This window comes from Mycobacterium persicum (assembly GCF_002086675.1).
GTDB classification, from domain to species: domain Bacteria; phylum Actinomycetota; class Actinomycetes; order Mycobacteriales; family Mycobacteriaceae; genus Mycobacterium; species Mycobacterium persicum.
Genome location: NZ_MVIF01000043.1, coordinates 19,643 through 43,408, shown reverse-complemented (window position 1 = coordinate 43,408; position 23,766 = coordinate 19,643). Strand labels below are relative to the sequence as shown.

Genomic DNA, 23,766 nt, shown 5'->3' with positions numbered 1-23,766 from the left:
CCCGCCCGCTCCGCCGGCCGCGCCGCTACCGCCGGCGCCGCCAACTCCACCACTGCCCCATAACCCCGCGTCCCCGCCGCGGCCGCCGGCCTGGCCCGCCACACCGGCCCCACCGGCACCGCCATTGCCCCACAACAAACCGCCAGCTCCACCCGGCTGACCCAGCGCCCCAGCGGTGCCCTCGCCAATCAACGGCCGCCCCAACAACGTCTGGGTGGGCGCATTGACCACAGTGAGCAAAGCTTGCTGAGCGTTGGCGGCCTCGGCGGCGACATAAGAGAGCCCGCCAGCGCTCAAAGCCTGCACAAATTGGTCATGAAAATTTGTCGCCTGGGCGCTCAGCGCCTGATATTGCTGGGCATACGCCCCGAACAGGGCCGCAACGGCCGCCGACACCTCGTCGGCGCCGGCCGCCAGTATTCCCAGGGTCTGGCCAGCCGCCGCCGCGTTGGCGGCATTGATCGCCCCACTGATACCCGACAAGTCCGAAGCCGCCGCAGCTAGCATCTCTGGAGTCGCAATCAAAAACGACATCGCAGGCCACCTCTGCATCCCGGTCATCCGGCGCCCAGACCCGTCGCCACGCGCACTGTCAGACCAGCAATTGTATTGAGATCCAGATCACACTGGAAGGTTTCCTCCCGAACCGATCGCCGACTTTGTCCGCGGGGCAAACCCCGGCGCGGTCGAGACGGCCGTTCCGCTGACTGAAAGATTCAGTTATTCCTCAGCTGCAAGAGATACTTTGTCGCGCATGAACGCGGCGCTGACCAGGACTGAGCCCGAGTATCGGGACGGGCCGGTGGTGGCGGCACTGGGAATGCTGTACTCCGCCGAACTAATCGGGCTCGTTGGCGCCGCAGCCTTCGTCGCCAAATTCGGGCATGAGCACCTTGACCGCGGTACGACGGTGCTTGCGGTAGTTCTCGTGGCGGCGGCGGCCGTGGCTGGCTGGCACGCGATCCGCCTGCTGCAGGGTGCGCGCGTGCTGACGGTGACCGGCATGGCGCTTCAGTCGGCGATTCTGATCACCGCGATAGCGGTCGCCACCGTACGACCGATCCTGGGAGTGCCCGCTGTCATCGTGTCGGCCGGCGTCCTGGTTGGGTGGGGCAGGCTGGCCAGGATTGGATGGCCAGTAGCCGTGGCCGACCGCCCGGCCATCGTCGCGAGCGCCGCTAATTCCGCGTCGGTCCCCCCCGCTGAGGATCGTGGATCAGACGGAGTTAGTCCCGGCGGCATTGCTTTGATGCTGGTCACCTCGACGCTGGTGCTGGTCGCATTGAGCGTGCGCAGTGAAATGGCGGTCAAGCTGGCAATCCTGGCGATTATCTTCATCCCGCTCGAGCGGCTGTTCGCACTTCGCCCGCTCCACGTGCTGCGCCGGGGATGGCGCACCGATGTGGTGCACTATCTGGTCAATGGGGCCGCGCGCAAGGTTGGCCTCGTCGGCGCGGTCGCGGTGGTCGGCACCGTCCTGCAGGCCCTGGTACCGGCAGCCTTTCGCGGCAACGTTGCCGCGGCTCCGGGTTGGGTACAAATCGTTGCGGCCCTGGGGATTACCGCCGTTGGCGGCTACGCGGGGCATCGCGCCATGCACGAGGTTCCGGTGCTGTGGCGATTCCACCGCGTCCACCACAGCGTCCGTGAGATGGACTGGCTTGCCGCCGGTCACCTGCACCCCCTCGACCAGATAGCCATCCGTTCGGCCGCGGTGGTGCCGCTGTACCCGTTCGGGTTCGGTCGGGTCAGCCTCGGCGCGATCGTCATCCTGCTGACGTTTCAAGACATCTTCATCCACGCCAACCTGCGAATGACGTGCGGCCCACTGCGATGGCTTATTGCCACCCCACAGTTCCACCACTGGCACCACGCACGCCAGCCCCAGGCTTACAACACCAACTATGCCGCGGAATTCCCGATCATCGACGCGCTGTTCGGCACTCTGTACCTACCAACGGGCCGTTGGCCCGCCGAGTACGGCATCGACGATGACCAACCTGACGGCTATCTGCGCCAGCTCGTGTGGCCGCTGCGCTGACGTTGGCAGAGTCAGAGCTCTCCGGCGTCGATGGCTTCCTTGACCTCTTGAGCGTGGGCGACCTGCGCCGGGGTGTAGCCGATCAACACCGCAGCCCCGCCGACGATGACGGCCGCTCCGGCGATCCACAGCAGGCCATAGGTGTAGCCATGGTCGAGCGCAGCCAGCTGCGCGTCGTTCATGAACTTCACCGGGCCGGTGGTACCGCCCAGGTACAGCGTGCGCGACGTGATCACGGCCTGGACGACGGCCAGCACCAGCGGCCCGCCCAAGCTCTGCAGCATCAGAGTCATCGCCGATACCGGGCCGATCTGGTCGAAACCCACGCCGGCGATCGCCGACAGGGTCAGCGGGACGACCGCCATGCCGATGCCGACCCCACCCACGACGATGGGCACTACCAGGTTGGGGAAGTACGCCACGCCACGGTGCATGAACAACCAGCCGTACAGCATGGCCAGAACTAGCAGGTATCCCCCGGCGATCGTCAGCACCCGGGGCGAAAACCGCGACACCAATTGCGAGGAAATGCCCAGGCCGATACCCATCGCGATGACGAACGGGATGAAGCCGACCCCGGCGCGCAGCGCGCTGTAGCCCAGGATGTCCTGCACGTACAGGCCAATGCACACCGTCAGCGTGAACATGACTCCGCCGGCCAGGAAGATCGCGATGAAGGTGACCAACCGGTTGCGGTCGCGGAACAGGTGAAACGGCACGACGGGGTTCTCGGCGGTGCGTTCCACCACGATGAACGCGAGTGCGGCAGCCAGAGCCACCGCGCCCGAACCGATGGTGGTCACCGAGATCCAGCCCTTCTCCGGCCCCATCGAGAAGGCGAAGACCGCAGCGGTGCATGCCAGCGTCGCCAGCATCGCGCCGGCCGCGTCGAGCTTCATCCGCTCACGGTTGGTTTCCCGCAGTGCGGTGCGGGCCAGGTAGATCATCACCAGGCCGATCGGCACATTCACCAGAAACGCCAGCCGCCACGAAACCTCGGTCAGCGCTCCGCCGACCACCAGGCCCATCACCGAACCGATCGCCGTCATCGCCGCGAACACCGCCGTGGCGGCGTTACGCGCCGGTCCCTTCGGGAACGTGGTCGCCACCAGCGCCAGACCGGTCGGTGAGGCGATGGCCGACCCCACGCCCTGAGACAGTCGAGCGATGACCATCGTGGCCTCGTCCCAGGCGACCGCGCACAGCACCGAGGAGATGGTGAACAGCGCGACGCCGACGATGAAGGTCCGCTTGCGCCCGATGGTGTCGCCGAGGCGCCCGCCGAGCAGCATCAACCCGCCGAAGGTCAGCACGTAAGCGGTGATCACCCAGCTACGGCCGGCGTCGGACAGGCTGAGTTCGTTCTGGATCTTAGGAAGCGCGACGATGGCGACGGTGCTGTCCATGGTCGCCAAGAGCTGCATCCCGCCGATGGCGATGACAGCGGCAATGAAGCGACGGGAGGGCAGCCAGGTTGGGTAATACCTGGTGATGCGCTGCGAGGCGGTCTCCGCCGAGCGCGCCGGGCGAGCCGACGCCGGACGCTCCTGCCGTCCGGACGTCCAATTGTGGGCAGCCCGCTCTGTGTCGTTGAGAGCCGTCATAACGGGTTACCTTACAGTAATCTTAAGAATTGTTTAAACCCCGAACGCTGCTACAGCCCCGATGACGACGATCGCGGGAGGTCGGATCCCCTCCGCGCGGACCATTTCCGGCGTGTCGGCGAGGGTCGCCCGCAACGTGTGCTGAGCCGGCGTCGTTCCGTGCTGAACCACCAGCACCGGCGTTTCCGCAGGTCGGCCGCCTTTCAATAGCGCGTCGACGAAAAGCTCGATGCGTTCCACCGCCATCAGCAAAACAATGGTGCCGGACAATGCTGCCAAAGCATTCCAATTCACTAACGATTCGGGGTGACCGGGCGGGAGATGGCCGCTGACCACGACAAACTCGTGGTTTGTGGCCCGATGCGTGACCGGAACACCCGCGGAAGCAGGCACTGCTATGGCGCTCGTCACACCTGGTACCACAGTCACCGGAATGCCGGCATCGGCGCATGCCAGTACTTCCTCATAGCCCCGGGCGAACACGAACGGGTCGCCGCCCTTGAGGCGGACGACAAAGCTGCCCGACTTGGCCCGTTCGATCATGGTGGCGTGGATTGCGTCTTGGGCCATGGCCCGGCCGTAGGGGATCTTGGCGGCGTCGATGACTTCCACATGCGGGGGAAGCTCGGCGAGCAGCTCCGGTGGCGCCAGGCGGTCGGCGATCACGACATCTGCCTGGGCAAGCAGCCGACGACCCCGGACGGTGATCAATTCGGGGTCGCCGGGTCCGCCACCGACCAGCGCTACCCCGCCGCGGACGACGTCGGAGCTGACGGGGCTTTCCACGGTGATGACGCCGCGTTGCAACGCCTCGCGGATCGCAGACCGGATAGCAGCCGAACGGCGGTGTTCGCCGCCGGCCAGCACGCCCACCGACAGGCCCGCATAGCTGAATGTCGCCGGGGTGACTGCACTTCCTTCGACGGCGATGTCGGCACGGACGCAGAAGATCTGCCGACGATCGGCCTCGGCGACGACGCTCGCATTCACCTCCGGGTCGTCGGTGGCCGCTATCGCGTACCAGGCCTCTTCGAGGTCGCCGTCGCGGTATTCGCGCAGCGCCAACGTGATGCCTTCCATCGCCTCGACGGCGCGGGTGAAGCTACGGGAAATCACGTGCACGTCCGCGCCGCTCGCGATGAGAAGGGGTAGACGGCGTTGGGCGACACTGCCCCCGCCGACCACGACCACCTTCTTGCCGGCCAGTCGCAATCCGACGAGGTAAGGGCTCTCGGTCACCCGCCAAGCTTAGTGGTGATCGCCAGCCCGGCGGAGCCGGGCACAGCGGATCACCACCCGTCGAACACCGTGGTGATCGCCAGCCCGGCGGAGCCGGGCACAGCGGATCTTGCCGGGCGTCTACGATCGGGCGGCGGCATGTGCGACGAAGCGCGCTACTGCTTCCGGCGTCGCAGCCGGATGCGTGTGCAGGTAGGACGCGTGCACACCGCCATGCACGACGCCGTCTCGCACGGGGTGATCGTCAAGCCCGGAGCCCCGATAGACCCACGCCGGCTGGTAGCTGTCGGCGAACGTGACGGTGGTGCGGTGGAATTCGTGTCCGGCTACCCGCCGGCCTACCGAGTACAGCGGCGAATCGGCGACCGCGACGGCGTCGCGGTATCCCAGGGTGAGGCGCTGGGTAAAGCGTGCCGAACCGGCCAGCACGCCGCACATCGGGTATCCATCCAGTTCGGATACCAGATAAATCAGTCCGGCGCATTCGGCGTGTACCGGGGCGCCCGCGGCCGCCAGGTGTTGGAGCTGGCCGCGGACCAGCTCGTTGGCGGAGAGCTCTGCCGCGAATTGCTCCGGGAATCCACCCGGCAGCAGCACGGCGTTCGTTCCTTCCGGCAGTGCCTGATTGAGCGGGTCGAACTCGACGACATCGGCCCCGACGGCCCGCAACAGCTCGGCATGTTCGGCGTAGGCGAAGCTGAAGGCCTTGCCCGCCGCCATCGCAACGGTCGGGCGCCCATCCACTGGCCCGCCGACGGCCGACACCGGGTCCCACGGCGGTGCGACGACGCGGCTTGCGGCGGCCGCGACCATTGCGCTCAGATCGATGTGCCGAGCGACCAATGCCGTCATCGCCTCGACTGCCAGCCGGGCCTGGCGACCATACTCAACGGCGGTCACGAGACCCAGATACCTTGTCGGAAGCTCCAATTCAGCGATGCGGGGGATGGCGCCCAGCACGGGGACACCGGCCTGCTCGCACGCCTGTCGCAGCACACGCTCATGCCTGGCCGTCCCGACCCGGTTGAGGATGACGCCGGCAATCCGGGTCGCTGAGTCGAAGGTGGTGAAGCCGTGCACCAGCGCGGCAATGCTGTGGCTCTGGCCGCGCGCGTCGACCACCAGGACCACCGGCGCCGCCAGCAAGCCTGCGACGTGTGCGGTGGAGCCCGCCGCCGGGCCGCTCACCGCTTCACCGGTGCGCCCGTCGAACAGGCCCATCACACCTTCGACCACCGCGATGTCGGCGCCGACGGTGCCGTGCGCGTAGAGCGGGCCGATGAGCTGCTCCCCCACCAATACCGGGTCCAGGTTGCGGCCGACCCGCCCTGAGGCGAGGGTGTGGTAACCGGGATCGATGAAGTCGGGACCGACCTTGAAGGGCGCGACCCGGTGACCGCCTTGGCGTAGGGCCCCCATCAAACCCGTTGCGATGGTAGTCTTTCCGCTGCCCGAGGCGGGTGCGGCGATCACCAGGGCCGGTGTCGGGGTCACGGTTTCACCACTCGATGCCCTGCTGACCCTTACGGCCAACATCCATCGGGTGTTTGACCTTTGTCATCTCGGTCACCAAATCGGCCGCCTCGATCAATCGAGGTGGTGCGTCGCGACCGGTGATCACGACATGTTGGTGGCCGGGCCGTGCCAGCAACACCTCCACCACATCGACGACGTCAAGCCAACCCCACTTCAACGGGTAGGTGAACTCATCCAGCACATAGAAGTTGTGGCGTTGCTCCGCGAGCCGGCGTGCGATTTCGGCCCAACCGTCCGCCGCCGCGGCGGCGTGATCAACGTCGCTGCCGGCCATGCGCGATTTGCGCGTCCACGACCAGCCCGCTCCCATCTTGTGCCATTCGACGGCTCCGCCGATCCCTTGTTCGTCGTGGAGCCGACCGAGCTGATGGAACGCCGCTTCTTCGCGCACTTTCCATTTGGCGCTCTTGACGAACTGGAATACCGCGACGTCGAGCCCGACGTTCCACGCGCGCAGCGCCATTCCGAAGGCTGCCGTTGATTTTCCCTTGCCGTCACCGGTATGTACCGCCAGCACCGGCAGATTGCGCCGGGCCCTGGTGGTCAGACCGTCATCGGGGACAAAAGTCGGATTTCCCTGCGGCATAAGCGGTTACCTTTCCAGCCTCAAGTCCCGGCTTCAAGCCACGTTACGGACGGCCCGCGTCAAGTTTTCGGCGTGCAGCTGCTCGAGCCGAATCGCCGGCGCTCCCAGCTGACGGGCCAGCTGCCCGGCCAATCCGAGCCGTACGTAGGATGTTTCACAGTCGACGACCACGGCGGCCACGCCCTCAGCGGCCAGTCGAGCCGCGGCAATTCGACTGCGGCCCAACGGGTCCAGCCCGGATGTAGCCCGTCCGTCGGTGAGCACCACCACCAGGGCGCGGCGAGCGAGGTCACGGGCCTTCTCCCGGACGACGAGCTCGCGCGCGGCCAACAGACCTTCCGCGAGCGGGGTTTTGCCGCCGGTGTCGAACCGGGCCAGCCGCCGGCCGGCGATGTGCGCCGACGACGTTGGCGGCAGCAACAACCCGGCCGCGTGCTGGCGAAACGTGATCACGGCGACCTTGTCACGCCGCTGATAGGCGTCGCGCAGCAGCGACATGGTGGCGCCGCTGACCGCGGCCATGCGATCGCGGGCGGCCATCGATCCCGAAGCGTCGACGACGAAGATCACCAGGTTGCCCTCGCGTCCCTCGCGGACCGCGCGGCGCACGTCGTCCGGCTGCAGCCGCAATGGCCCCGCGCTCGACGCATGCTCTGCGGCCGACAACACGGTGGCAAACAGATGCAATCCATGGCCGCCGGCGTGGCTGCCATCGGCGGCTGCGACCACACTGCCAGATGCGTTGCGGGCCCGCGATCGTCGTCCGGGTGCGCCCTCGCCGACACCCGGAACAGTCAGCGCGCGAGTACGGAAAATTTTCGACGGTGGTGCGCTGGGCTTTGGCGGCTTTGGCGCTGCGTTCGAATTCGGTTGGGACGCGGAGTTGTTGGTGGACTGACCACCACCGGGCGGGTCAGGCTCGGGTTCGGGATCGACACCGGCTTCCCCGCTCGCGGGTGGCGCCCCCAGCGCCAGCGCCTCATCGAGCTGGTCGCGGTCGAGACCGTGATCGTCGAAGGGGTCTCGACGGCGTCGATGCGGCAATGCCAGTTCGGCGGCCACCCGGATGTCCTGTTCCGCGACAGTGCCTGCACCGCGCCAGGCCGCGTGCGCGACTGCCGTGCGAGCCACCACCAGATCGGCGCGCATGCCGTCGACGTCGAAGGCAGCACACAATGCCGCGATGCGCCGTAACTCGTTGTCCGGCAACATAACCTTGTCGACGAGAGCGCGCGCCGCAGCGATCTGGCGGGCTAGTTCGGCGTCGGCTTCGACGTAGCGTTCGGCGAACGCGTCGGGATCGGCCTCGTATGCCATCCGCTGCCGGATCACCTCCACGCGCACGTCGACGTCTCGCGACGCCTGCACGTCAACGGTGAGACCGAACCGGTCCAGCAGCTGCGGACGAAGTTCGCCCTCTTCGGGGTTCATGGTGCCGATCAGGACGAAGCGGGACTCATGCGAATGCGATATGCCGTCGCGTTCGACATGTACCCGTCCCATCGCGGCGGCGTCGAGCAAAATGTCGACCAAATGGTCATGCAGCAGATTGACCTCGTCGACGTAGAGCACGCCGCCATGGGCACGGGCCAGCAGGCCCGGTGAAAACGCGTGCTCACCGTCACGCAGGACCCGCTGCAAGTCCAGTGAACCCACCACGCGGTCCTCGGTGGCGCCCAACGGCATCTCGACGAGCCCGGCGCCGGCGCCCCCGGTCGCCGCCGAAAGCAGCGCCGCAAGCCCGCGCACGGCCGTCGATTTCGCGGTGCCCTTCTCCCCACGGATAAGAACCCCGCCGATCTCCGGGCGAACGGCGCACAACAGCAACGCACGACGCATGTGGTCATGTCCGACGATCGCGCTGAACGGATACGGCTTCACGAGTGCGCCGCCGGACCGGATGCGGGCCGCAGCATCGGCACATGCGGGATACCGTCGTCGATGAAATCATCACCGTCGCGGACAAATCCGTGCTGCGCGTACATATCTGCCAGATAGACCTGGGCGTCGATCCGACACGGGTAGTCACCAACCTCGGCCAAAGCGGCACGCAGCAGCCGGGTGGTATGCCCCTGACCGCGCGCGTCACGTCTGGTACATAGCCGGCCGATCCGGAACGTCTTCTCGCCTCCGGCGTGCTCCTCCATCAGCCGTAAGGTGCAGATCACCTCGCCGTCAGGGATTTCCAGCCAGAAGTGCCGGGTCTCGGCGAGCAGATCGCGGCCGTCCAGCTCGGGATATGGACAGGCCTGCTCGACCACGAAAACCTCCACCCGCAGCTTGAGCAGCTCGTAAAGGGTTCGTGCATCAAGGTCTTTGGCCCAGGCTCGGCGCAGCGCCTCGCTCATAAGCGTTGCCCTACCCCGCCGGCGTGGATCATGCGGCGTCCAGCTGCAGCGCCTTGGTGGTCCAGGACCACACTTCGTCATACAGCGCGGGCTCTTGGGAGAGCTTGGCTCCCAGTGACGGCACCATCTCTTTGAGGGTGGGCAGCCACGATTGATACCGGTGGCCAAAGCAGCGCTGCAGAACCTCGAACATGATGGGCACTGCCGTCGAGGCACCCGGCGAACCTCCCAGCAGCCCGGCGATGCTCCCGTCGGCGGCGCAGACCAGTGTGGTGTTGAACTCGACCACCCCACCTTTGCGCTTGTCGCGCCGGATCACCTGCACCCGCTGACCGGCTACCGTCAGCTCCCATTCGGAATCCGCTGCGCTGGGGGCGAATTCACGTAGCGCGTCGATGCGGTCCGGTGCCGAGAGCAGCAGCTGACCGAGCAGATAGTTCAGCAAGGTCAGTTCGGTCACGCCGACGCCGAGCAGCGACAGCAGATTGTCGCGCCGGATCGACCGGAGTAGATCGCTGAAGCGGCCGTGTTTCAAGAACTTTGGCGACCAGCCCGGGTACGGCCCGAACACCAGCCAGGGCGTACCGTTGACGAACCTCAGGTCGAGGTGCAGCGCTCCCAGAGGCGGCGCGCCCGGCGACGGAAACCCATAGACTTTGGCCCGGTGCGCGGCGGTGAGCGCTGGATTGTCGCTGCGCAGGAAGCGGCCTCCGATGGGAAAACCAGCGAAGCCCTTGATCTCCGTGATGCCCGACCTCTGTAACAACAACAGCGCGTCCCCGCCGGCCCCGACGAAGACGAATCTGGCGTTCAACAAGTGCTTTTGGCCGCTACGGCGGTTGCTGACTGTCAATGTCCAGCTGCCGTCGTGCTGGCGGTGAAGGTCACGGACCTCGTGGCCGAACAGCGCGGCGGTGCCGTTGCGTACGCAATAGGCGATGAGCTGGCGAGACAGTGCACCAAAGTCGACGTCAGTGCCGTCCCGAGCCCAGTTGAGCGCGACCGGCTCGGAGAAGTCACGTTGTGCGGCCATGAAGGGCAGCCGGCCGGCGAACTCGTCTGGGTCCTCGATCAGTTCGGCGCCGGAGAATAACGGGTTACCGGCAAGCGCATCGTGGCGGCGCCGCAGGTAATCCACGCCGTCGGCGCCATGCACGAAACTCACGTGCGGGACGGGATTGAGAAAGCCGCGTACGTCGGTCAACACGCCGTTATCCGCGGCGTAGGCCCAGAACTGTCGGGTGACCTGGAATTGCTCGTTGATCAGGACCGCTTTGCTGACGTCGATGGCGCCGCCAGGACCGACCGGGGTGTAGTTCATTTCGCACAGTCCCGCATGGCCGGTGCCGGCATTGTTCCACGGACTGCTGCTCTCGGCACCAACGGCGTCGAGCCGTTCGATCACGGTGATCGACCAATCGGGTTCCAGTCGTTTGAGCAACGCCCCCAGCGTCGCGCTCATGATGCCCGCGCCCACCAGCACGACATCAGTAGCCCTGGCCAGCTTTGCCACCGGATTGTCGGTCCTTCCCTCGGGTGTGCTGGTCCCAAGGTTATCCCGACGGCCGGGCTCACCGACGTCCCCTCCGTCCGGCGACGGGAGCCACCTGGCATCGTGGCCGGAAACGCACTCATCGCCGCGCACGACGTTCGCCGGAATGCCGTGCGCCGGTCCGGCTAGCCGGGTTGGTCAGTCTTTCGTCACGTTGCGTGCGTGCAGAGCCGGGGATTCGCTATCCAGTCCCCACACCAGGATCCGCCGGGGATGAACGCGAATCATTGCACCGCCGGCTCCCTCCTGCGCGCCGTCCACCGACAGCGCCTCGGCCCGCCCGCGAATCTCGATCCCTCGAGGGCGCCACGGATCGATGGAGGCGAGGTCATCGATGACGAAGGACACCCTGGGATCGTTCTCGACGTTGCGAAGCTTGCGGCTGCCGGCCATCGCGCGTCCGCCGATGTCGATGGTGTCCAGCTCCGCGTTGTACTGGAAGCGGACCGGCCGCACCTGGGGTGATCCTTTGGGGGCAAGCGTCGCAAGCCTGCCGAGCCGCTGGCTGGCCAGATAGTCGATCTCGACGTCGGTGAACACAGTCACAAGCGGTGATCCTCACCTCGCGCGGTTGGACGGTTATCCCAAAGACAAGCGGACCGGACGCCAGTGTAGAACAGCAAGAGGCGATCAACCCGCTAATCAAGTTAGATATTGTTCGTCGCTTACCTTCTCGAGCCAGTCGACGAAGCGCCCATCGACTTCCTCTTGAATGGCCCCATCAAAGAGATGTGGGTCATCTCAACGCTTGGGGTAGCTCCATGCCAGTGTTTGACTCCCGGCGGCGTCCAGATCACATCGCCGGGATCGATGTGTTGCCTAACGCCGCCCTGTTGCTGCACCCAGCCGGTGATGGAGGTGACAATCAGTGTCTGCCCGGCCGGATGAGTGCGCCATATACGGCGGGCACCCGCGGCGAAGGTGAGCTGGTGGCCACCGCGGCGGGTGCCGCCGGTGCCAGTGGGCAGGTGTTCAGCCAGAATGGTATCCGGGGTCTGCTGTAGCCGGTTGCTTACCGCCAGATAGCGATTGGGTGGCGAGCAGCAACTCGTTCGCGAACTACATCAGCCCAGATAATGCTCGTCACTCACCTGCTCCATGCAGTCGATGAAGCGCCCGTCGACCATGTCTTGGATGGCGATGTGGGTCATCTCGCCGCTGGTGGTGGCTCCATGCCAGTGCTTGACGCCCGGCGGGGTCCACACCACATCACCCGCATGGATCTCCTGTTTGGCGCCACCCCATTCCTGCACCCAACCGGTGCCGGAGGTGACGATCAGCGTTTGTCCGGCGGGATGAGTGTGCCAGAGGGTCCGGGCACAGGCGGTGAAGGTCATCTGTCCACCCAACGTGTTCGAGGAGCCCACCGGCCCGAACAACTGCTTCATGATGACGTCGCCGGTGAAGTATTTCTGCGGTCCGGGACCAGCCGGGCGATCACTATTGCGGGAGATTCGCATGCCGCCCTCGGTCCCGGCAGGACTGGCCTTGAAAACGGCAAGCCGGGAGTATGCGGCAACAAACGCCGGGAGAAGCCAGATGCCTCGCATGTCACGCCTTTCACCGGATCGGTAAGCGGATCGTAGCTAAGCTGCGAATGATGATCAATGCGGTGACGACGTGGCCCGTGCCGCCAAGCCGTGGTGCGACCTCGATCGCGTGAAAGCCATTGCGCTGCAAGAATTTTGGAGGACATACCGTTACCCGGCGTCCCGGTCTGCGCAGGGATCGAAAGATCTACCACGAGGTTGCCGGCATACCGGGATTTGCCCGCACTCCGGGCCAGCTCCCCGCATAACCCACCAACGAACAGGCGGCGCGGTAGCACCGCAACTCCGCCAGATGAGCCAAAACACTTGACCTCCAATACTTTTGGAAAGGGCATCGCTTGTACCACGCGGTTGAGCTGGCCGTAACCGTCGGTCCGACGGCCGCGGCGGAAGTGATTGTCACGCCGCTGCAAGAGACGTCGCCAGTATCGGGTCGGTGATCACCGCCGCCAACGCCGAGGAGGCGGCCCGAACGACGGAGCTGGTCACGGCCGGCGCTGACGAAGTTCGGCCGCCATCGCGCCGCCGTGTGACGCACCCGGCCAGGGCCGATCAGGCGACGACGTTCGACAACCAGCCCATGCAAACCTGGCCGCCGGTGCAGGCGCCTATGCCAGCGCTGAAAGCACGAGCCCCTCGCCGTTGCCGCTTCGTCAGCAGCAGCTGCTCGGCGCGGTCAACGCACCCACCGGGCGCTGATTGGGGCGGCCGTTGAAGGGTAAGGGCGCCGACGAAACCGCCAGGCGGCGGGCCTATCCAGGCCACCGGCGCGGGCGGCCGCGCGGGGTTGATCGGCAACCGCGGGGGAAAATCAGCGCGGCCGGCGGCACCGGCGGCTCCGGCGGGCGCTCGATGGCATCGGGCGAAGCCGGCGGCACGGCGGGGCCGCGGTGACCCGACGTCAACAGTGGCAGCGCCGGGAGCGGGGAACTGACAACGCCCGGTGGTTCGGTTCCGGCGGAATCGCCGGCAGCGGCGGCCAAGCCGAGGTCACCACCGGTTCGGCAAAGCCTCCGCAGGTCCCGGCCGGAACGGGAGTGCCGCGGATGCCGGGAACGGCCGGCGATGGTGGGGCGGGCGGCAGCGGCGGTATCGGCGGCTGGTGCGTGCGGAGCGGCCGGGACCGGAGCAACCTGCGAGGGCAACTCCGGCGCGCCGTCCCGTCCAGCGCCACACGACATCTCGGCCGACCACGCTCTAAGCTGACCCCGTGACTGGCTGGATGCCCGACGTCCTGCCCGGCTATTGGCAGCACCCGATCCCGCTCGGACCGGACCCCGACGGTGAAGGCGACGTCGTCGCGACCCTGATCCGCCGCGGAGATCCCGTCCAGACCGATCACGCTGTCCTGGCCGTGCACGGCTACACCGACTACTTCTTCCACACCGAACTGGCCGATCACTTCGCGCGCCGCGGCTTCGCCTTTTATGCGCTGGACCTCCGCAAGTGCGGCCGCTCCCGCCAGGGCGGCCAGACCCCGCACTTCACCACCGATCTGGCTCACTATGACGCCGAACTCGAGCACGCCCTGCGGATCATCGGCGAGCAAACGCGGACCGCCCGGATTCTGGTGTACGCACATTCCGCCGGCGGGCTGATCGTCTCGCTGTGGCTGGACCGGTTGCGCCGGGGCAGCACGACAGCGCACGCGGCGGTCGGTGGCCTGGTACTCAACAGCCCCTTCCTCGACCTGCACGGGCCGGCGATCCTGCGTTCGGGCCTCACCGCGGCTGCGGTCGCCGCCGTCTCGCGGATGCGGCCCAAGAGGGTGATCCGGCTACCGCGTGAGAGCGGATACGGCACCACCCTGCACCGCGACTATGACGGTGAGTTCGACTACAACCTGCAGTGGAAGCCCGTGGGCGGCTTCCCGATCACCTTTGGCTGGGTCCATGCCACCCGTCGCGGCCAGGCACGGCTACATCGCGGGCTCGACGTCGGTGTGCCCAACCTGATCCTTCGTTCCGATCACACCGTGCGCGAAAACGCCGATCCGGCAGCCCTGCAACGCGGCGACGCGGTGCTCGACGTCACCCATATCGCACGCTGGGCGGGTTGTATCGGCAACCGCAGCACCATCATTCCAGTGCCGGACGCCAAACACGACGTGTTCTTGTCGCTGCCGGAGCCGCGCCGGCTAGCCTATCGCCACCTGGACAACTGGTTGGACCACTACCTCAGCACACTGGATGACGCCGGCGCCTCGGCATCGTCGGGGAAAGGGTGAGCGCCTCAATGGAAACCTACGACCTGGCGATCATCGGAACCGGTTCGGGCAACAGCATTCTCGACGACCGTTATGCGCACAAACGGGTGGCGATCTGCGAGCAGGGCACCTTCGGCGGCACCTGCCTCAACGTCGGGTGCCTACCGACCAAGATGTTCGTCTACGCCGCAGACGTGGCCAAGACCATCCGCGGTGCCAGCCGGTACGGCGTCGACGCGCACATCGACGGGGTGCGCTGGGACGATATCGTCTCCCGGGTATTCGGGCGCATCGATCCGATCGCGATGGGCGGCGAGCAGTATCGGCGCTCGGCGCGCAACATCGACGTGTACCCCGCCCATACCCGGTTCGGCGGTGTCCAGGCCGACGGGCGCTATCTGTTGCGCACCGACGGTGGTGACGAGTTCACCGCCGATCAGGTGGTGGTCGCGGCCGGCTCGCGGCCGGTGATTCCGCCGGCGATCCTGGCCTGCGGCGTCAGGTACCACACCAGCGACACCGTCATGCGCATCACCGAGTTGCCGAAGCATCTGGTGATCGTCGGAAGTGGTTTTGTGGCAGCAGAATTCGCGCATGTCTTCTCGGCGTTCGGGGTTCGCGTCACCTTGGTGATCCGGGGCGGCTGCATGCTGCGGCATTGCGACGACACGCTGTGCGAACGGTTTACCCGCATCGCGTCGACGAAATGGGAACTGCGCACCCATCGCAATGTGGTGGCCGGGGAAAATGGCGCAACCGGCCTGTCGCTCACGCTCGACGACGGGTCCACCATCGACGCGGATCTGCTGCTGGTGGCGACCGGCCGGAGGTCCAACGCCGACCTGTTGGACGCCGACCGGGCCGGCGTCGACGTGGCCGACGACCGGGTGGTGGTCGACGAATACCAAAGGACTTCCGCTCGTAATGTCTTCGCGCTCGGTGATGTCTCGTCGCCCTATCAGCTCAAGCACGTCGCCAACCACGAAGCCCGCGTCGTGCAACATAACCTGCTGTGCGACTGGGACGATACCGCGTCGATGGTCGTTACCGACCATCGCTACGTACCGGCGGCGGTGTTCACCGATCCCCAGCTGGCTGCTGTGGGATTGACCGAAAACGAAGCCGTGGCAAGAGGTTTCGACATTTGCGTCGCAATACAGGACTACGGCGACGTCGGTTATGGCTGGGCGATGGAAGACACCACCGGGTTCCTCAAGCTGATCGCCGAACGCGGCAGCGGGCGCCTGCTGGGGGCTCACATCATGGGCCACCAAGCATCGTCGATCATCCAGCCGCTGATCCAGGCGATGAGCTTCGGACTCACCGCAGCCCAAATGGCTCGCGGCCAGTACTGGATTCACCCGGCGCTGCCCGAGGTCGTCGAAAACGCATTGCTGAACCTGCGCTGACGTCAGCGCCGGCGCTGCGCAGGATCGCGCCGCCGGGGAGGGCGCGGATCGGTGGCGTCGCCGAGATCCTGCACGATGTCCTGACACGCCGGGCACAGACCGCGCAACGTCAGACCGGCCCGCTCCGACAGCGCGAACGAGCTGCCCGCCATCGCGTGCTCCAGCGCCGAGCTCAGCTGCCGCGCGGGCACTTCGATGATCGCCTCACACTGGGTGCACACCGCATGGTGGTGTGGCGCCGTGGCCAGCCCGTAGGTGGTTACTCCGCCATCGAGGGTCAACGCGTGCAACACTCCCTGGTCGACCAGGGTGGTCACGGTGCGGTAGACGGTGGCCAGGTCGGGCGGCTGGGTCTCGGCGGGCAGGCAGGCGATCAGCCGTTGATGAATCTCGGCCACCGACAGGTGGCCGTTGACCGGTTCGAGGACGGCCAACACCTGAATCCGCGAGGGCATCCGCCGCAGGCCGTGGGCACGCAGGAGCCGACCGATCCGTTCAGTGACGGCCGGGTCCAGGCCCGACGGCTTTGACGTCACCCGTTCAGTGTCGCGCCGCAAGGCCGGGTTCGCCAGTATCCGGTCCGGCTCGGGGTGGCGAGGAGTCAGCTGATCGCGACACCGCCCGCGCGTCGGGCGGAACCGCCACCACGGCCCCGGCTTGGCCCGATGCCGACACCGACTGCCGGGGGCCGGCGATCTCGCGGGGCCGCGCACCCGGGCCCGCGGGGCAGATCCGACGCGAGGCAAGGACGATGGTCACAGCCACAAGGGATTTGAAGCCTCTCCGGTGGTGACAATGGGCCCTAGGCGCTACCTGCGGCCCTTTCATAGTGTCGCGACAACGCCTGTTCGACACCGCTCTATCCCCGCACCAGCGGGACGTGCATGACAGGGGTTGAGTCGTCGGCGAATCTGGCGCGGACGCGCACTTGGTCGCGGGCACAACAGGCCGTTCGAAAAGTTCATCTGTTGACGCCGGTCGCAAGCGTTGGGGGAATCTCGTGCCAAAAATCCGGAGCGACGCCGCCCAAACCGGCGCCATTACTGCAGTTCACCGCCTTCCCTGCGGCTCGGACGCCGACGCCCGGGCCGCGTGGGTGTCCAAAGCCCGGTGCCGCGACATCGACCCGGAGGAATTGTTCGTGCGCGGCGCCGCCCAGCGGGAAGCGGCGACGATCTGCCGGAACTGCCCGGTGATTCTCGAGTGCGCGGCCGATGCTCTCGACAACCGCGTCGAATACGGGATCTGGGGCGGCATGACAGAACGCCAGCGACGTGCCCTCCTCAAGCAGCACCCCGAGGTGAAGTCCTGGGCGGCGTTCATCGCCGCCCGGCGCAACCACCGCGCCGCGGCATCTGGGACCGGCGCAGCCAGCGCGTAGCACGCACCGCGCTTTTCACCGGCAACCACCCCGGTGCTTCTGCAAGTGACTTGCAATAAGGCGGGGCGACACCTACAGTCGTGCCTGTTGCGTTCCGCCCGCCGTTGCAAGGACCAACATGGCCCGTAGCGAACTCGACCGGGGCCCGTCACATCCCTCACAGTTGACAGGTTTTTCCCGGGTGCTCGGCGTACTGGCGCCAGCGGAGTGGTGGCGCCTGGGATCGATGTTGGCCGTCATCGTCGCACTGCACCTGGTTGGTTGGATCACCCTCGTCGCCTTGGTGGAGCCCGCACAACTTGCCTTGGGCGGCAAGGCATTTGGCATTGGCATCGGCTTGACTGCATACATGCTCGGCATGCGGCACGCTTTCGATGCCGACCACATCGCCGCCATCGACAACACCACCCGCAAGCTGATGAACGACGGGCAGCGGCCGCTGGCCGCGGGGTTCTTCTTCTCGCTGGGCCACTCCACCGTCGTCTTCGCTCTGGCGGTATTACTGGCGACCGGAGTCAAGACCATCGTCGGACCGGTTCGGCAAGATTCGTCGTCGTTGCACCACTACACCGGCCTGATCGGCACCGGCGTGTCCGGAGTGTTCCTGTATCTGATCGCCGTGCTCAACGTCATTGTCCTGGCCGGCATCCTGCGGGTGTTCGCCCGGTTGCGTCGTGGCGAGTTCAATGAAGCCGAGCTGGAGCAGCAGCTGGACAGCCGAGGACTGATCAACCGATTCCTCGGGCGGTTCACCAAGGCGATTACCAAGTCCTGGCATATGTATCCGGTGGGGTTGCTGTTCGGGCTGGGCTTCGACACCGCCACCGAAATCGCGCTGCTGGTACTGGCGAGCACCAGCGCGGCAGCCGGGTTGCCCTGGTACGCCATCCTGTGCCTGCCGGTGTTGTTCACCGCGGGCATGTGCCTGCTGGACACCATCGACGGTTCGTTCATGAACTTCGCCTACGGCTGGGCATTCTCCAATCCGGTGCGCAAGATCTACTACAACATCACCATCACCGCACTGTCGGTAGCGGTCGCGTTGCTGATCGGCAGCGTCGAACTGCTCGGCCTCGTCGCCGACGAATTCGGCTGGCGGGGCCCGTTCTGGAGGTGGATCGCCGGATTGGACCTGAACGTGGTGGGCTTCGCGGTCGTCGCCATGTTCGTGGTCACCTGGGCCGTCGCTCTGCTGGTATGGCGCCTCGGCCGCATCGAAGAAAAGTGGGCGCCGGCGGTCGAGCGCGCGGCCAGCAGCGCAACGTGATTCCGTGCGTAGTGTGGCGCCTCGGCGGCGCCGCGGCCAGTCCGAGTAAACGTCATGCAAACGGCGTCCCGAGTTACGACCCAACGTTGTACGCCTGTCGTAGGACCCTGGGGATTCGGAAACTGACGGCAAGCGCCGTCTTGTCGGTGCAACACCACGTGTCCACTCGTTAAACCCTGCGCCTGGGCCATGGGAAGGTCTGTCCGCCCCGGCGGATGCGCCATCATGCCGCCCGCGGCGGCCCGGCTGGGCCCCGTGCGTCTCGCAGCTCACCCTGCCGTGGTCCTGCTCGCCGGCGTCCCGCATCGGGGAACGCAGATCCACCGCGGAGCCCGCCTAACCCGGGAACTATATGGTAATGATTTTCATGTTCAATAGTAGGCTACGCGAAGTTGATGCGCGAAGATGGAGGGAACGTCGTGACGTTGAGCGTTGTTCCGGAAGGGCTGATCGCCGCGAGCGCGGCCATCGAAGCACTGACCACACGGCTGGCAGCGGCGCATGCAGCCGCGGTTCCGCTGATCACCGTGGTGGCCGCGCCGGCTGCAGATCCGGTGTCGGTGCAAAGCGCAGTCGAGGCCGGTGTTCGTGGCAGCGCACACGCTGCCGTGGCGGCGCAGGGCGTCGAGGATCTCGGCCGCTCAGGTGTCGCGGTAGCCGAGTCCGCTACCACTTACGCAACCGGCGACACGGTGGCGGCCGTCTCCTACCTCAGCGCGGGACTATGACCGCGCCGGTGTGGCTGGCCTCTCCTCCGGAGGTGCATTCAGCGTTGCTGAATAGCGGCCCGGGTCCAGAGCCGTTGCTGACGGCCGCGGCGGGATGGTCCTCACTGAGCGACGAATACGCCTCGGTAGCAGCAGAACTGGGAACGTTGTTGGCCGCGGTGCAGGCCGGGGTGTGGCGGGGGCCCAGTGCCGACGCATTCGTGGCCGCCTACGGTCCCTACCTGGCCTGGTTGACGCAGGCGAGTGCCGACAGCGCGACAGCGGCCGCCCGCCACCAGACCCTGGCCGCGGCATACACGGCCGCATTGGCGGCCATGCCAACTCTGCCTGAATTAGCCGCCAATCATGTCAGCCACGCAGGTTTGGTGGCGACAAATTTCTTCGGGATCAACACCATCCCCATTGCGCTCAATGAGGCCGACTATGTGCGTATGTGGATTCAGGCCGCAACGACTATGGCGACCTATCAAGCAATATCCGGAAGCGCGGTGACATCGATCCCACAGACTGGGCCCGCCCCGCCGATCCTGAAATCGAACACACCGGCCCAGGAGTCCGGGAAGGCCGGCGACTCAGGCCACGCCACCCCGATAGACAACCTCATCGCCGAAATTCTGAAAGTGATCAGCGGCGGCCGCATCATCTGGGACCCCGCCAACGGCACCCTCAACGGGTTGCCCTACGACGCGTACACGAACCCCGGACAACCAATCTGGTGGTTAGCTCGCGCCCTCGAATTCTTTCAGGACGGCGAGGAATTTTGGCGGCTCCTCTTCACCAATCCGGTGGCGGCGGTTGAGTTCCTGTTCAGTATCTTGGTGTTCGATTTGCCAACGCACATCATGCAGATCGTCACCTGGCTAGCCCAGTCCCCGCAGCTGTTGGCGGTTGCCCTCGGCCAAACCATCGCCACCTTGGGGGCGGCAACGGGCTTCGCCGGACTTGCCGGCCTGGCTGCCACCCAGGTTGCCGCGATCCCGGTACCCGGTCCGGAGCCGGTGCTGATGCTACCGATGACATTGCCGGTCGCCGGGATAGCTCCAACGCTTCCGACGGCCACCGCCTCGGCAACGGCTCCGGCCTCGGCGCCAGCGCCACCTGCCGGCATCGCCGCGTCGACCCCTGCGCCGACACCAGCGGCCGGTATCGAAGGGTTTCCCCCCTTCGTCGTCGGCGGCCCGACCATCGGGTCAGATTCGCGACTTTCGACCCGTGCCCAGACGAAGGAGCCAGCTTCCGATTCGGCCGCGGCCGCCGCGGCCGCGCAGGCATCGGATCGGCGGGAGGCTCGCGCTCGTCGGCGCCGACGGACACCGACCAACGAACGGGGACATCGCGACGAGTTCGCCGAGATGGAGCTCGATGGGAACCTGGCCGCTCCCCGACCCGACGAACTGCAGGTTTCGGGTGAGTCGGCGTGGGGTGCGGGGCCGCTGGGATCCCGCGGCACCGCCCGCACCCAGACACTCGTCGAAGCGGCGGGTTTCGCCACGCTTGACGGCAGCGGCCTCGGCGACGGCGCACGGACGCCGATGATCCCCGGGACCTGGAATGCTAAGGCAGACAACGGAACAGACGATCCACACCACAATCAGAAGCAGTGAAGACGAATAATTGGATCGATGGGGTTCGGCGAGACGGCCTCGCAGGTCATTGACCAGGCGCAATCCTTTGCGGTACGTGATGTCGCTCCGGCGTCAGCGTCGATCTGAAAGCCGGTCCTCGCCATTGGCGATAGCTTGATTGACCGTGGACGGTGTAGAACATGCTCATGAGCACCGTGGTGCTTCGGCCCCCCCGTCGACGCTGCGCCGAGCACGGTCATGCATGAACTCGCCCTGTGCGAAGCGATCGCCGGCGTGGTCAAGACGCATTCCGACGGACGCCACGTCGACGTCGTCCGGGTGCGAGTCGGCGCGCTTCGGCAGGTGGTTCCGGAGTCGCTGTCGTTTTGCTGGACGCTGGTCCGCGACTCGGCGGACATGCCGGACGCCGAGCTGGAACTGGAATGTGTCACCGCCGAGGTCCGCTGCGGTGCCTGCGGCCGGCAGTCGGAAATCACCTCGGCCTGGTCGATCTGGTGCCCGCACTGCGACAGTCCCGACGTCGAGGTGGTGCGCGGCAACGAATTTCTGGTGACGTCGCTCGATGTCTCGTGAAAGGTGTTGGAAATGGGTAGATTTCACCGCCACGACGACGGCACTGTGCACATCCACGAGCATGACCACGGCGACCATGACCATGACCATGACCACGGGGACCACACCGGATACCAGACCGGCGCTGCACGCATCGACGTCCTCGAAGACATCTTCGCCGAGAACGACGCGCGCGCCACTATCAACCGGGTGGCATTCGACAGCAACGGCATCCGCGCGCTCAACCTCATGAGCTCCCCCGGGTCGGGAAAGACCACCGTGCTGCAGGCCACGCTCGACGAGCTCGCCGGCGAGTTCGCAATCGGGATCATCGAGGGCGACATCGCCACCGACCTGGATGCCGCCAAACTCAGCGGCCGCGGCGCCCAGGTGTCACTGCTCAACACCAGCAACGGTTTTGGCGGCGAATGCCATCTGGACGCACCCATGGTCAACCGCGCCCTGCCGGGTCTGGACCTGCCCGGCCTGGACCTGGTGATCATCGAAAACGTCGGCAACCTGGTCTGCCCTGCCGAATTCGACGTCGGCGAGCACGCGAAGGCCATGGTCTACTCCGTCACCGAAGGCGAGGACAAACCGCTGAAGTATCCGGTGATGTTTCGCTCGGTGGATGTGGTGCTGCTCAACAAGATTGACCTGGTGCCCTACCTGGACGCCGATGTGGAGGCCTATATCGCCCATGTTCGCCAAGTGAATACCACCGCGGCGATCTTGCCGGTCAGTGCGCGCACGGGTGCGGGGATGGCCGCCTGGTTCGGTTGGCTACGCCGGTTCGCCCGCGGCGCGCCCCCTGGAGAGGATGGCCTAACGCGTTGACGAATCGTCAACTGCAAACTATTCGCAACGATCAAGCGCCTAGCCGAATTGCGAATTCCGTTCTGGCACTGACGGTAAAGAACAAAGACAGGCTATGCAACAGCCGTCGACCAAATGCCGAATCGGTTGCCACCTGCGAACCATTGACAAGGCACAACGACACGGAGTAGACCCAGAAATAGCGCTGCGCAAGTGGGCCGACGGTCGACTCCGGCAGCGTCAGGGGCTTCAGCTCACCCCGGAAAGCTGCACTATGCCTACAGAAGCAGCAGTCAAAGCAGAAGAAACGTTGATTCACGTTCTGTGGATCAACGCAGGTCTCAGCTGTGACGGCGATTCGGTGGCGTTGACTGCCGCCACCCAGCCCAGCGTCGAGGAAATCGCCCTGGGAGCGCTTCCCGGCCTCCCCAAGGTCGCCGTCCACTGGCCGCTGATCGATTTCGAATGCGGACCGACCGGCGGGGCCGACGACTTCCTCGCCTGGTTCTTCAAAGCCGATCGCGGCGAGTTGGAGCCCTTTGTGCTCGTTGTCGAAGGGTCGATACCCAACGAAAAGATCAAGGACGAGGGCTATTGGTGCGGGTTCGGCAATGATCCGGCCACCGGCCAGCCGATGACCACCAGCGAGTGGCTCGACCGGCTGGCACCCAAGGCCACCGCGGTCGTCGCCGTCGGGACCTGCGCCACCTATGGCGGCATCCACGCGATGGCCGGCAACCCCACCGGCGCGATGGGTGTTCCCGACTACCTCGGCTGGGACTGGAAGAGCAAGGCCGGTATCCCGATCGTGTGCGTGCCCGGCTGTCCGATCCATCCCGACAACCTCTCCGAGACGCTGACCTACCTGCTCTACATGGCCACCGGCCAGGCGCCGATGATTCCGCTCGACGACGCGCTGCGGCCCAAGTGGTTGTTCGGCCAAACCGTGCACGAGGGCTGCGACCGAGCCGGCTACTACGAGCAGGGTGACTTCGCCACCGAATACGGTTCGCCGAAATGCATTGTGAAGCTTGGGTGTTGGGGTCCCGTTGTGAAATGCAACGTGCCCAAGCGCGGCTGGATCAACGGTGTCGGTGGGTGCCCGAACGTCGGCGGCATCTGCATCGGCTGCACGATGCCGGGCTTCCCGGACAAGTTTATGCCGTTCATGGACGAGCCGCCGGGCGGCAAGGTGTCCACCACCGCGTCGGGTCTGTACGGAACCGTGATTCGCAACCTGAGGGGTATCACGGCGCGCACCGTCGACAAGGAACCACGCTGGCGCCACAAGGGCACCCAACTCACCACTGGAGCCCGGAGAACCTGGTAGGCGCGGCGCCGCAACTCAACTCAGCATCTCGGACG

23 protein-coding genes are annotated in these 23,766 nt (G+C 66.1%); 12 read left to right on the top strand and 11 right to left on the bottom strand.

Translation table 11 applies throughout. The features are described 5' to 3' along the window. Positions 1–534: PE family protein (locus BST40_RS14900; RefSeq protein WP_083154605.1), on the bottom strand; the 534-nt coding region annotated here is incomplete at its 3' end. A 220-nt stretch (positions 535–754) separates the two neighbouring features. Here BST40_RS14900 and BST40_RS14895 point away from each other — a divergent pair. Then, positions 755–2,041, top strand: coding sequence for a sterol desaturase family protein (locus BST40_RS14895; RefSeq protein WP_083154602.1), 1,287 nt, complete (start codon positions 755–757; stop codon positions 2,039–2,041). Between the two features lie 11 nt (positions 2,042–2,052). Here BST40_RS14895 and BST40_RS14890 read toward each other — a convergent pair whose 3' ends face one another. The 8 genes from BST40_RS14890 to BST40_RS14855 form a co-directional block, all read right to left on the bottom strand. Continuing rightward, on the bottom strand, positions 2,053–3,645 hold the full coding sequence (locus tag BST40_RS14890; protein ID WP_075548562.1) for an MFS transporter: 1,593 nt from the start codon (positions 3,643–3,645) through the stop codon (positions 2,053–2,055). A 33-nt stretch (positions 3,646–3,678) separates the two neighbouring features. Further along, entirely contained in the window at positions 3,679–4,884 is a 1,206-nt protein-coding gene (gene cobA, locus BST40_RS14885) for a uroporphyrinogen-III C-methyltransferase (RefSeq protein ID WP_075548561.1), read from the bottom strand. Positions 4,885–5,004: 120 nt separating this feature from the next. Continuing rightward, entirely contained in the window at positions 5,005–6,378 is a 1,374-nt protein-coding gene (locus tag BST40_RS14880) for a cobyrinic acid a,c-diamide synthase CobB (protein ID WP_240316615.1), read from the bottom strand. Positions 6,379–6,382: 4 nt separating this feature from the next. Further along, positions 6,383–7,006: a cob(I)yrinic acid a,c-diamide adenosyltransferase gene (gene cobO / locus BST40_RS14875; protein WP_083154600.1), complete on the bottom strand. Its 624-nt coding sequence runs from the start codon at positions 7,004–7,006 to the stop codon at positions 6,383–6,385. 33 nt (positions 7,007–7,039) lie between these two features. Continuing rightward, positions 7,040–8,887 (bottom strand): magnesium chelatase subunit D family protein, encoded by a 1,848-nt coding sequence (locus tag BST40_RS14870; RefSeq protein ID WP_075548558.1) that lies wholly within the window; start codon positions 8,885–8,887, stop codon positions 7,040–7,042. Further along, positions 8,884–9,354 carry a GNAT family N-acetyltransferase gene (locus tag BST40_RS14865; RefSeq protein ID WP_075548557.1) on the bottom strand — a complete coding sequence of 157 codons (471 nt, stop codon included), beginning with the start codon at positions 9,352–9,354 and terminating at the stop codon, positions 8,884–8,886. The genes BST40_RS14870 and BST40_RS14865 overlap by 4 nt, the downstream gene beginning before the upstream one ends. A 28-nt stretch (positions 9,355–9,382) precedes the next feature. Then, positions 9,383–10,867 carry a malate dehydrogenase (quinone) gene (gene mqo / locus BST40_RS14860; RefSeq protein WP_075548556.1) on the bottom strand — a complete coding sequence of 495 codons (1,485 nt, stop codon included), beginning with the start codon at positions 10,865–10,867 and terminating at the stop codon, positions 9,383–9,385. 177 nt (positions 10,868–11,044) lie between these two features. Beyond that, positions 11,045–11,452, bottom strand: coding sequence for a PPOX class F420-dependent oxidoreductase (locus BST40_RS14855; RefSeq protein ID WP_075548555.1), 408 nt, complete (start codon positions 11,450–11,452; stop codon positions 11,045–11,047). A 215-nt stretch (positions 11,453–11,667) separates the two neighbouring features. On the opposite strand from BST40_RS14855, the gene BST40_RS14850 reads away from it, so the two are divergent. Continuing rightward, positions 11,668–11,910 (top strand): hypothetical protein, encoded by a 243-nt coding sequence (locus BST40_RS14850; RefSeq protein WP_131808338.1) that lies wholly within the window; start codon positions 11,668–11,670, stop codon positions 11,908–11,910. A 60-nt stretch (positions 11,911–11,970) separates the two neighbouring features. On the opposite strand, the gene BST40_RS14845 is transcribed toward BST40_RS14850, so the two are convergent. Continuing rightward, a complete protein-coding gene (locus BST40_RS14845) occupies positions 11,971–12,456 on the bottom strand; it encodes a (R)-mandelonitrile lyase (protein ID WP_198929542.1) in 486 nt (161 codons plus the stop codon). A 436-nt stretch (positions 12,457–12,892) separates the two neighbouring features. On the opposite strand from BST40_RS14845, the gene BST40_RS33275 reads away from it, so the two are divergent. The 3 genes from BST40_RS33275 to mtr all read left to right on the top strand — a co-directional run bounded on the left by BST40_RS33275 (position 12,893) and on the right by mtr (position 16,071). Continuing rightward, positions 12,893–13,171, top strand: coding sequence for a hypothetical protein (locus BST40_RS33275; protein WP_158006372.1), 279 nt, complete (start codon positions 12,893–12,895; stop codon positions 13,169–13,171). A gap of 495 nt (positions 13,172–13,666) precedes the next feature. Next, a complete protein-coding gene (locus BST40_RS14830) occupies positions 13,667–14,683 on the top strand; it encodes an alpha/beta hydrolase (protein WP_089025159.1) in 1,017 nt (338 codons plus the stop codon). 8 nt (positions 14,684–14,691) lie between these two features. Next, complete coding sequence (mtr, locus tag BST40_RS14825; RefSeq protein WP_075548551.1) at positions 14,692–16,071, top strand: mycothione reductase; 1,380 nt, start codon at positions 14,692–14,694, stop codon at positions 16,069–16,071. Between the two features lie 2 nt (positions 16,072–16,073). On the opposite strand, the gene BST40_RS14820 is transcribed toward mtr, so the two are convergent. Then, positions 16,074–16,607 (bottom strand): Fur family transcriptional regulator, encoded by a 534-nt coding sequence (locus BST40_RS14820; protein WP_075548550.1) that lies wholly within the window; start codon positions 16,605–16,607, stop codon positions 16,074–16,076. Between the two features lie 503 nt (positions 16,608–17,110). Between BST40_RS14820 and BST40_RS14815 the strand changes: the two genes are divergently transcribed. From BST40_RS14815 to BST40_RS14785, 7 genes are all read left to right on the top strand, one after another. Continuing rightward, entirely contained in the window at positions 17,111–17,452 is a 342-nt protein-coding gene (locus tag BST40_RS14815) for a WhiB family transcriptional regulator (protein WP_075548567.1), read from the top strand. Positions 17,453–17,570: 118 nt separating this feature from the next. Then, positions 17,571–18,719 carry a Nickel transporter NicT gene (nicT, locus tag BST40_RS14810; protein WP_075548549.1) on the top strand — a complete coding sequence of 383 codons (1,149 nt, stop codon included), beginning with the start codon at positions 17,571–17,573 and terminating at the stop codon, positions 18,717–18,719. Positions 18,720–19,138: 419 nt separating this feature from the next. Next, on the top strand, positions 19,139–19,447 hold the full coding sequence (locus tag BST40_RS14805) for a PE family protein (protein ID WP_075548548.1): 309 nt from the start codon (positions 19,139–19,141) through the stop codon (positions 19,445–19,447). Further along, positions 19,444–21,051 carry a PPE family protein gene (locus BST40_RS14800; protein ID WP_083154596.1) on the top strand — a complete coding sequence of 536 codons (1,608 nt, stop codon included), beginning with the start codon at positions 19,444–19,446 and terminating at the stop codon, positions 21,049–21,051. The genes BST40_RS14805 and BST40_RS14800 overlap by 4 nt, the downstream gene beginning before the upstream one ends. Positions 21,052–21,270: 219 nt before the next feature. Then, positions 21,271–21,606: a hydrogenase maturation nickel metallochaperone HypA gene (locus tag BST40_RS14795; protein ID WP_075548546.1), complete on the top strand. Its 336-nt coding sequence runs from the start codon at positions 21,271–21,273 to the stop codon at positions 21,604–21,606. Positions 21,607–21,618: 12 nt separating this feature from the next. Then, a complete protein-coding gene (gene hypB, locus BST40_RS14790; RefSeq protein ID WP_075548545.1) occupies positions 21,619–22,422 on the top strand; it encodes a hydrogenase nickel incorporation protein HypB in 804 nt (267 codons plus the stop codon). Positions 22,423–22,675: 253 nt separating this feature from the next. After that, positions 22,676–23,731 (top strand): NADH-quinone oxidoreductase subunit B family protein, encoded by a 1,056-nt coding sequence (locus BST40_RS14785; protein ID WP_083154594.1) that lies wholly within the window; start codon positions 22,676–22,678, stop codon positions 23,729–23,731. The last annotated feature ends 35 nt before the right edge of the window (positions 23,732–23,766 follow it).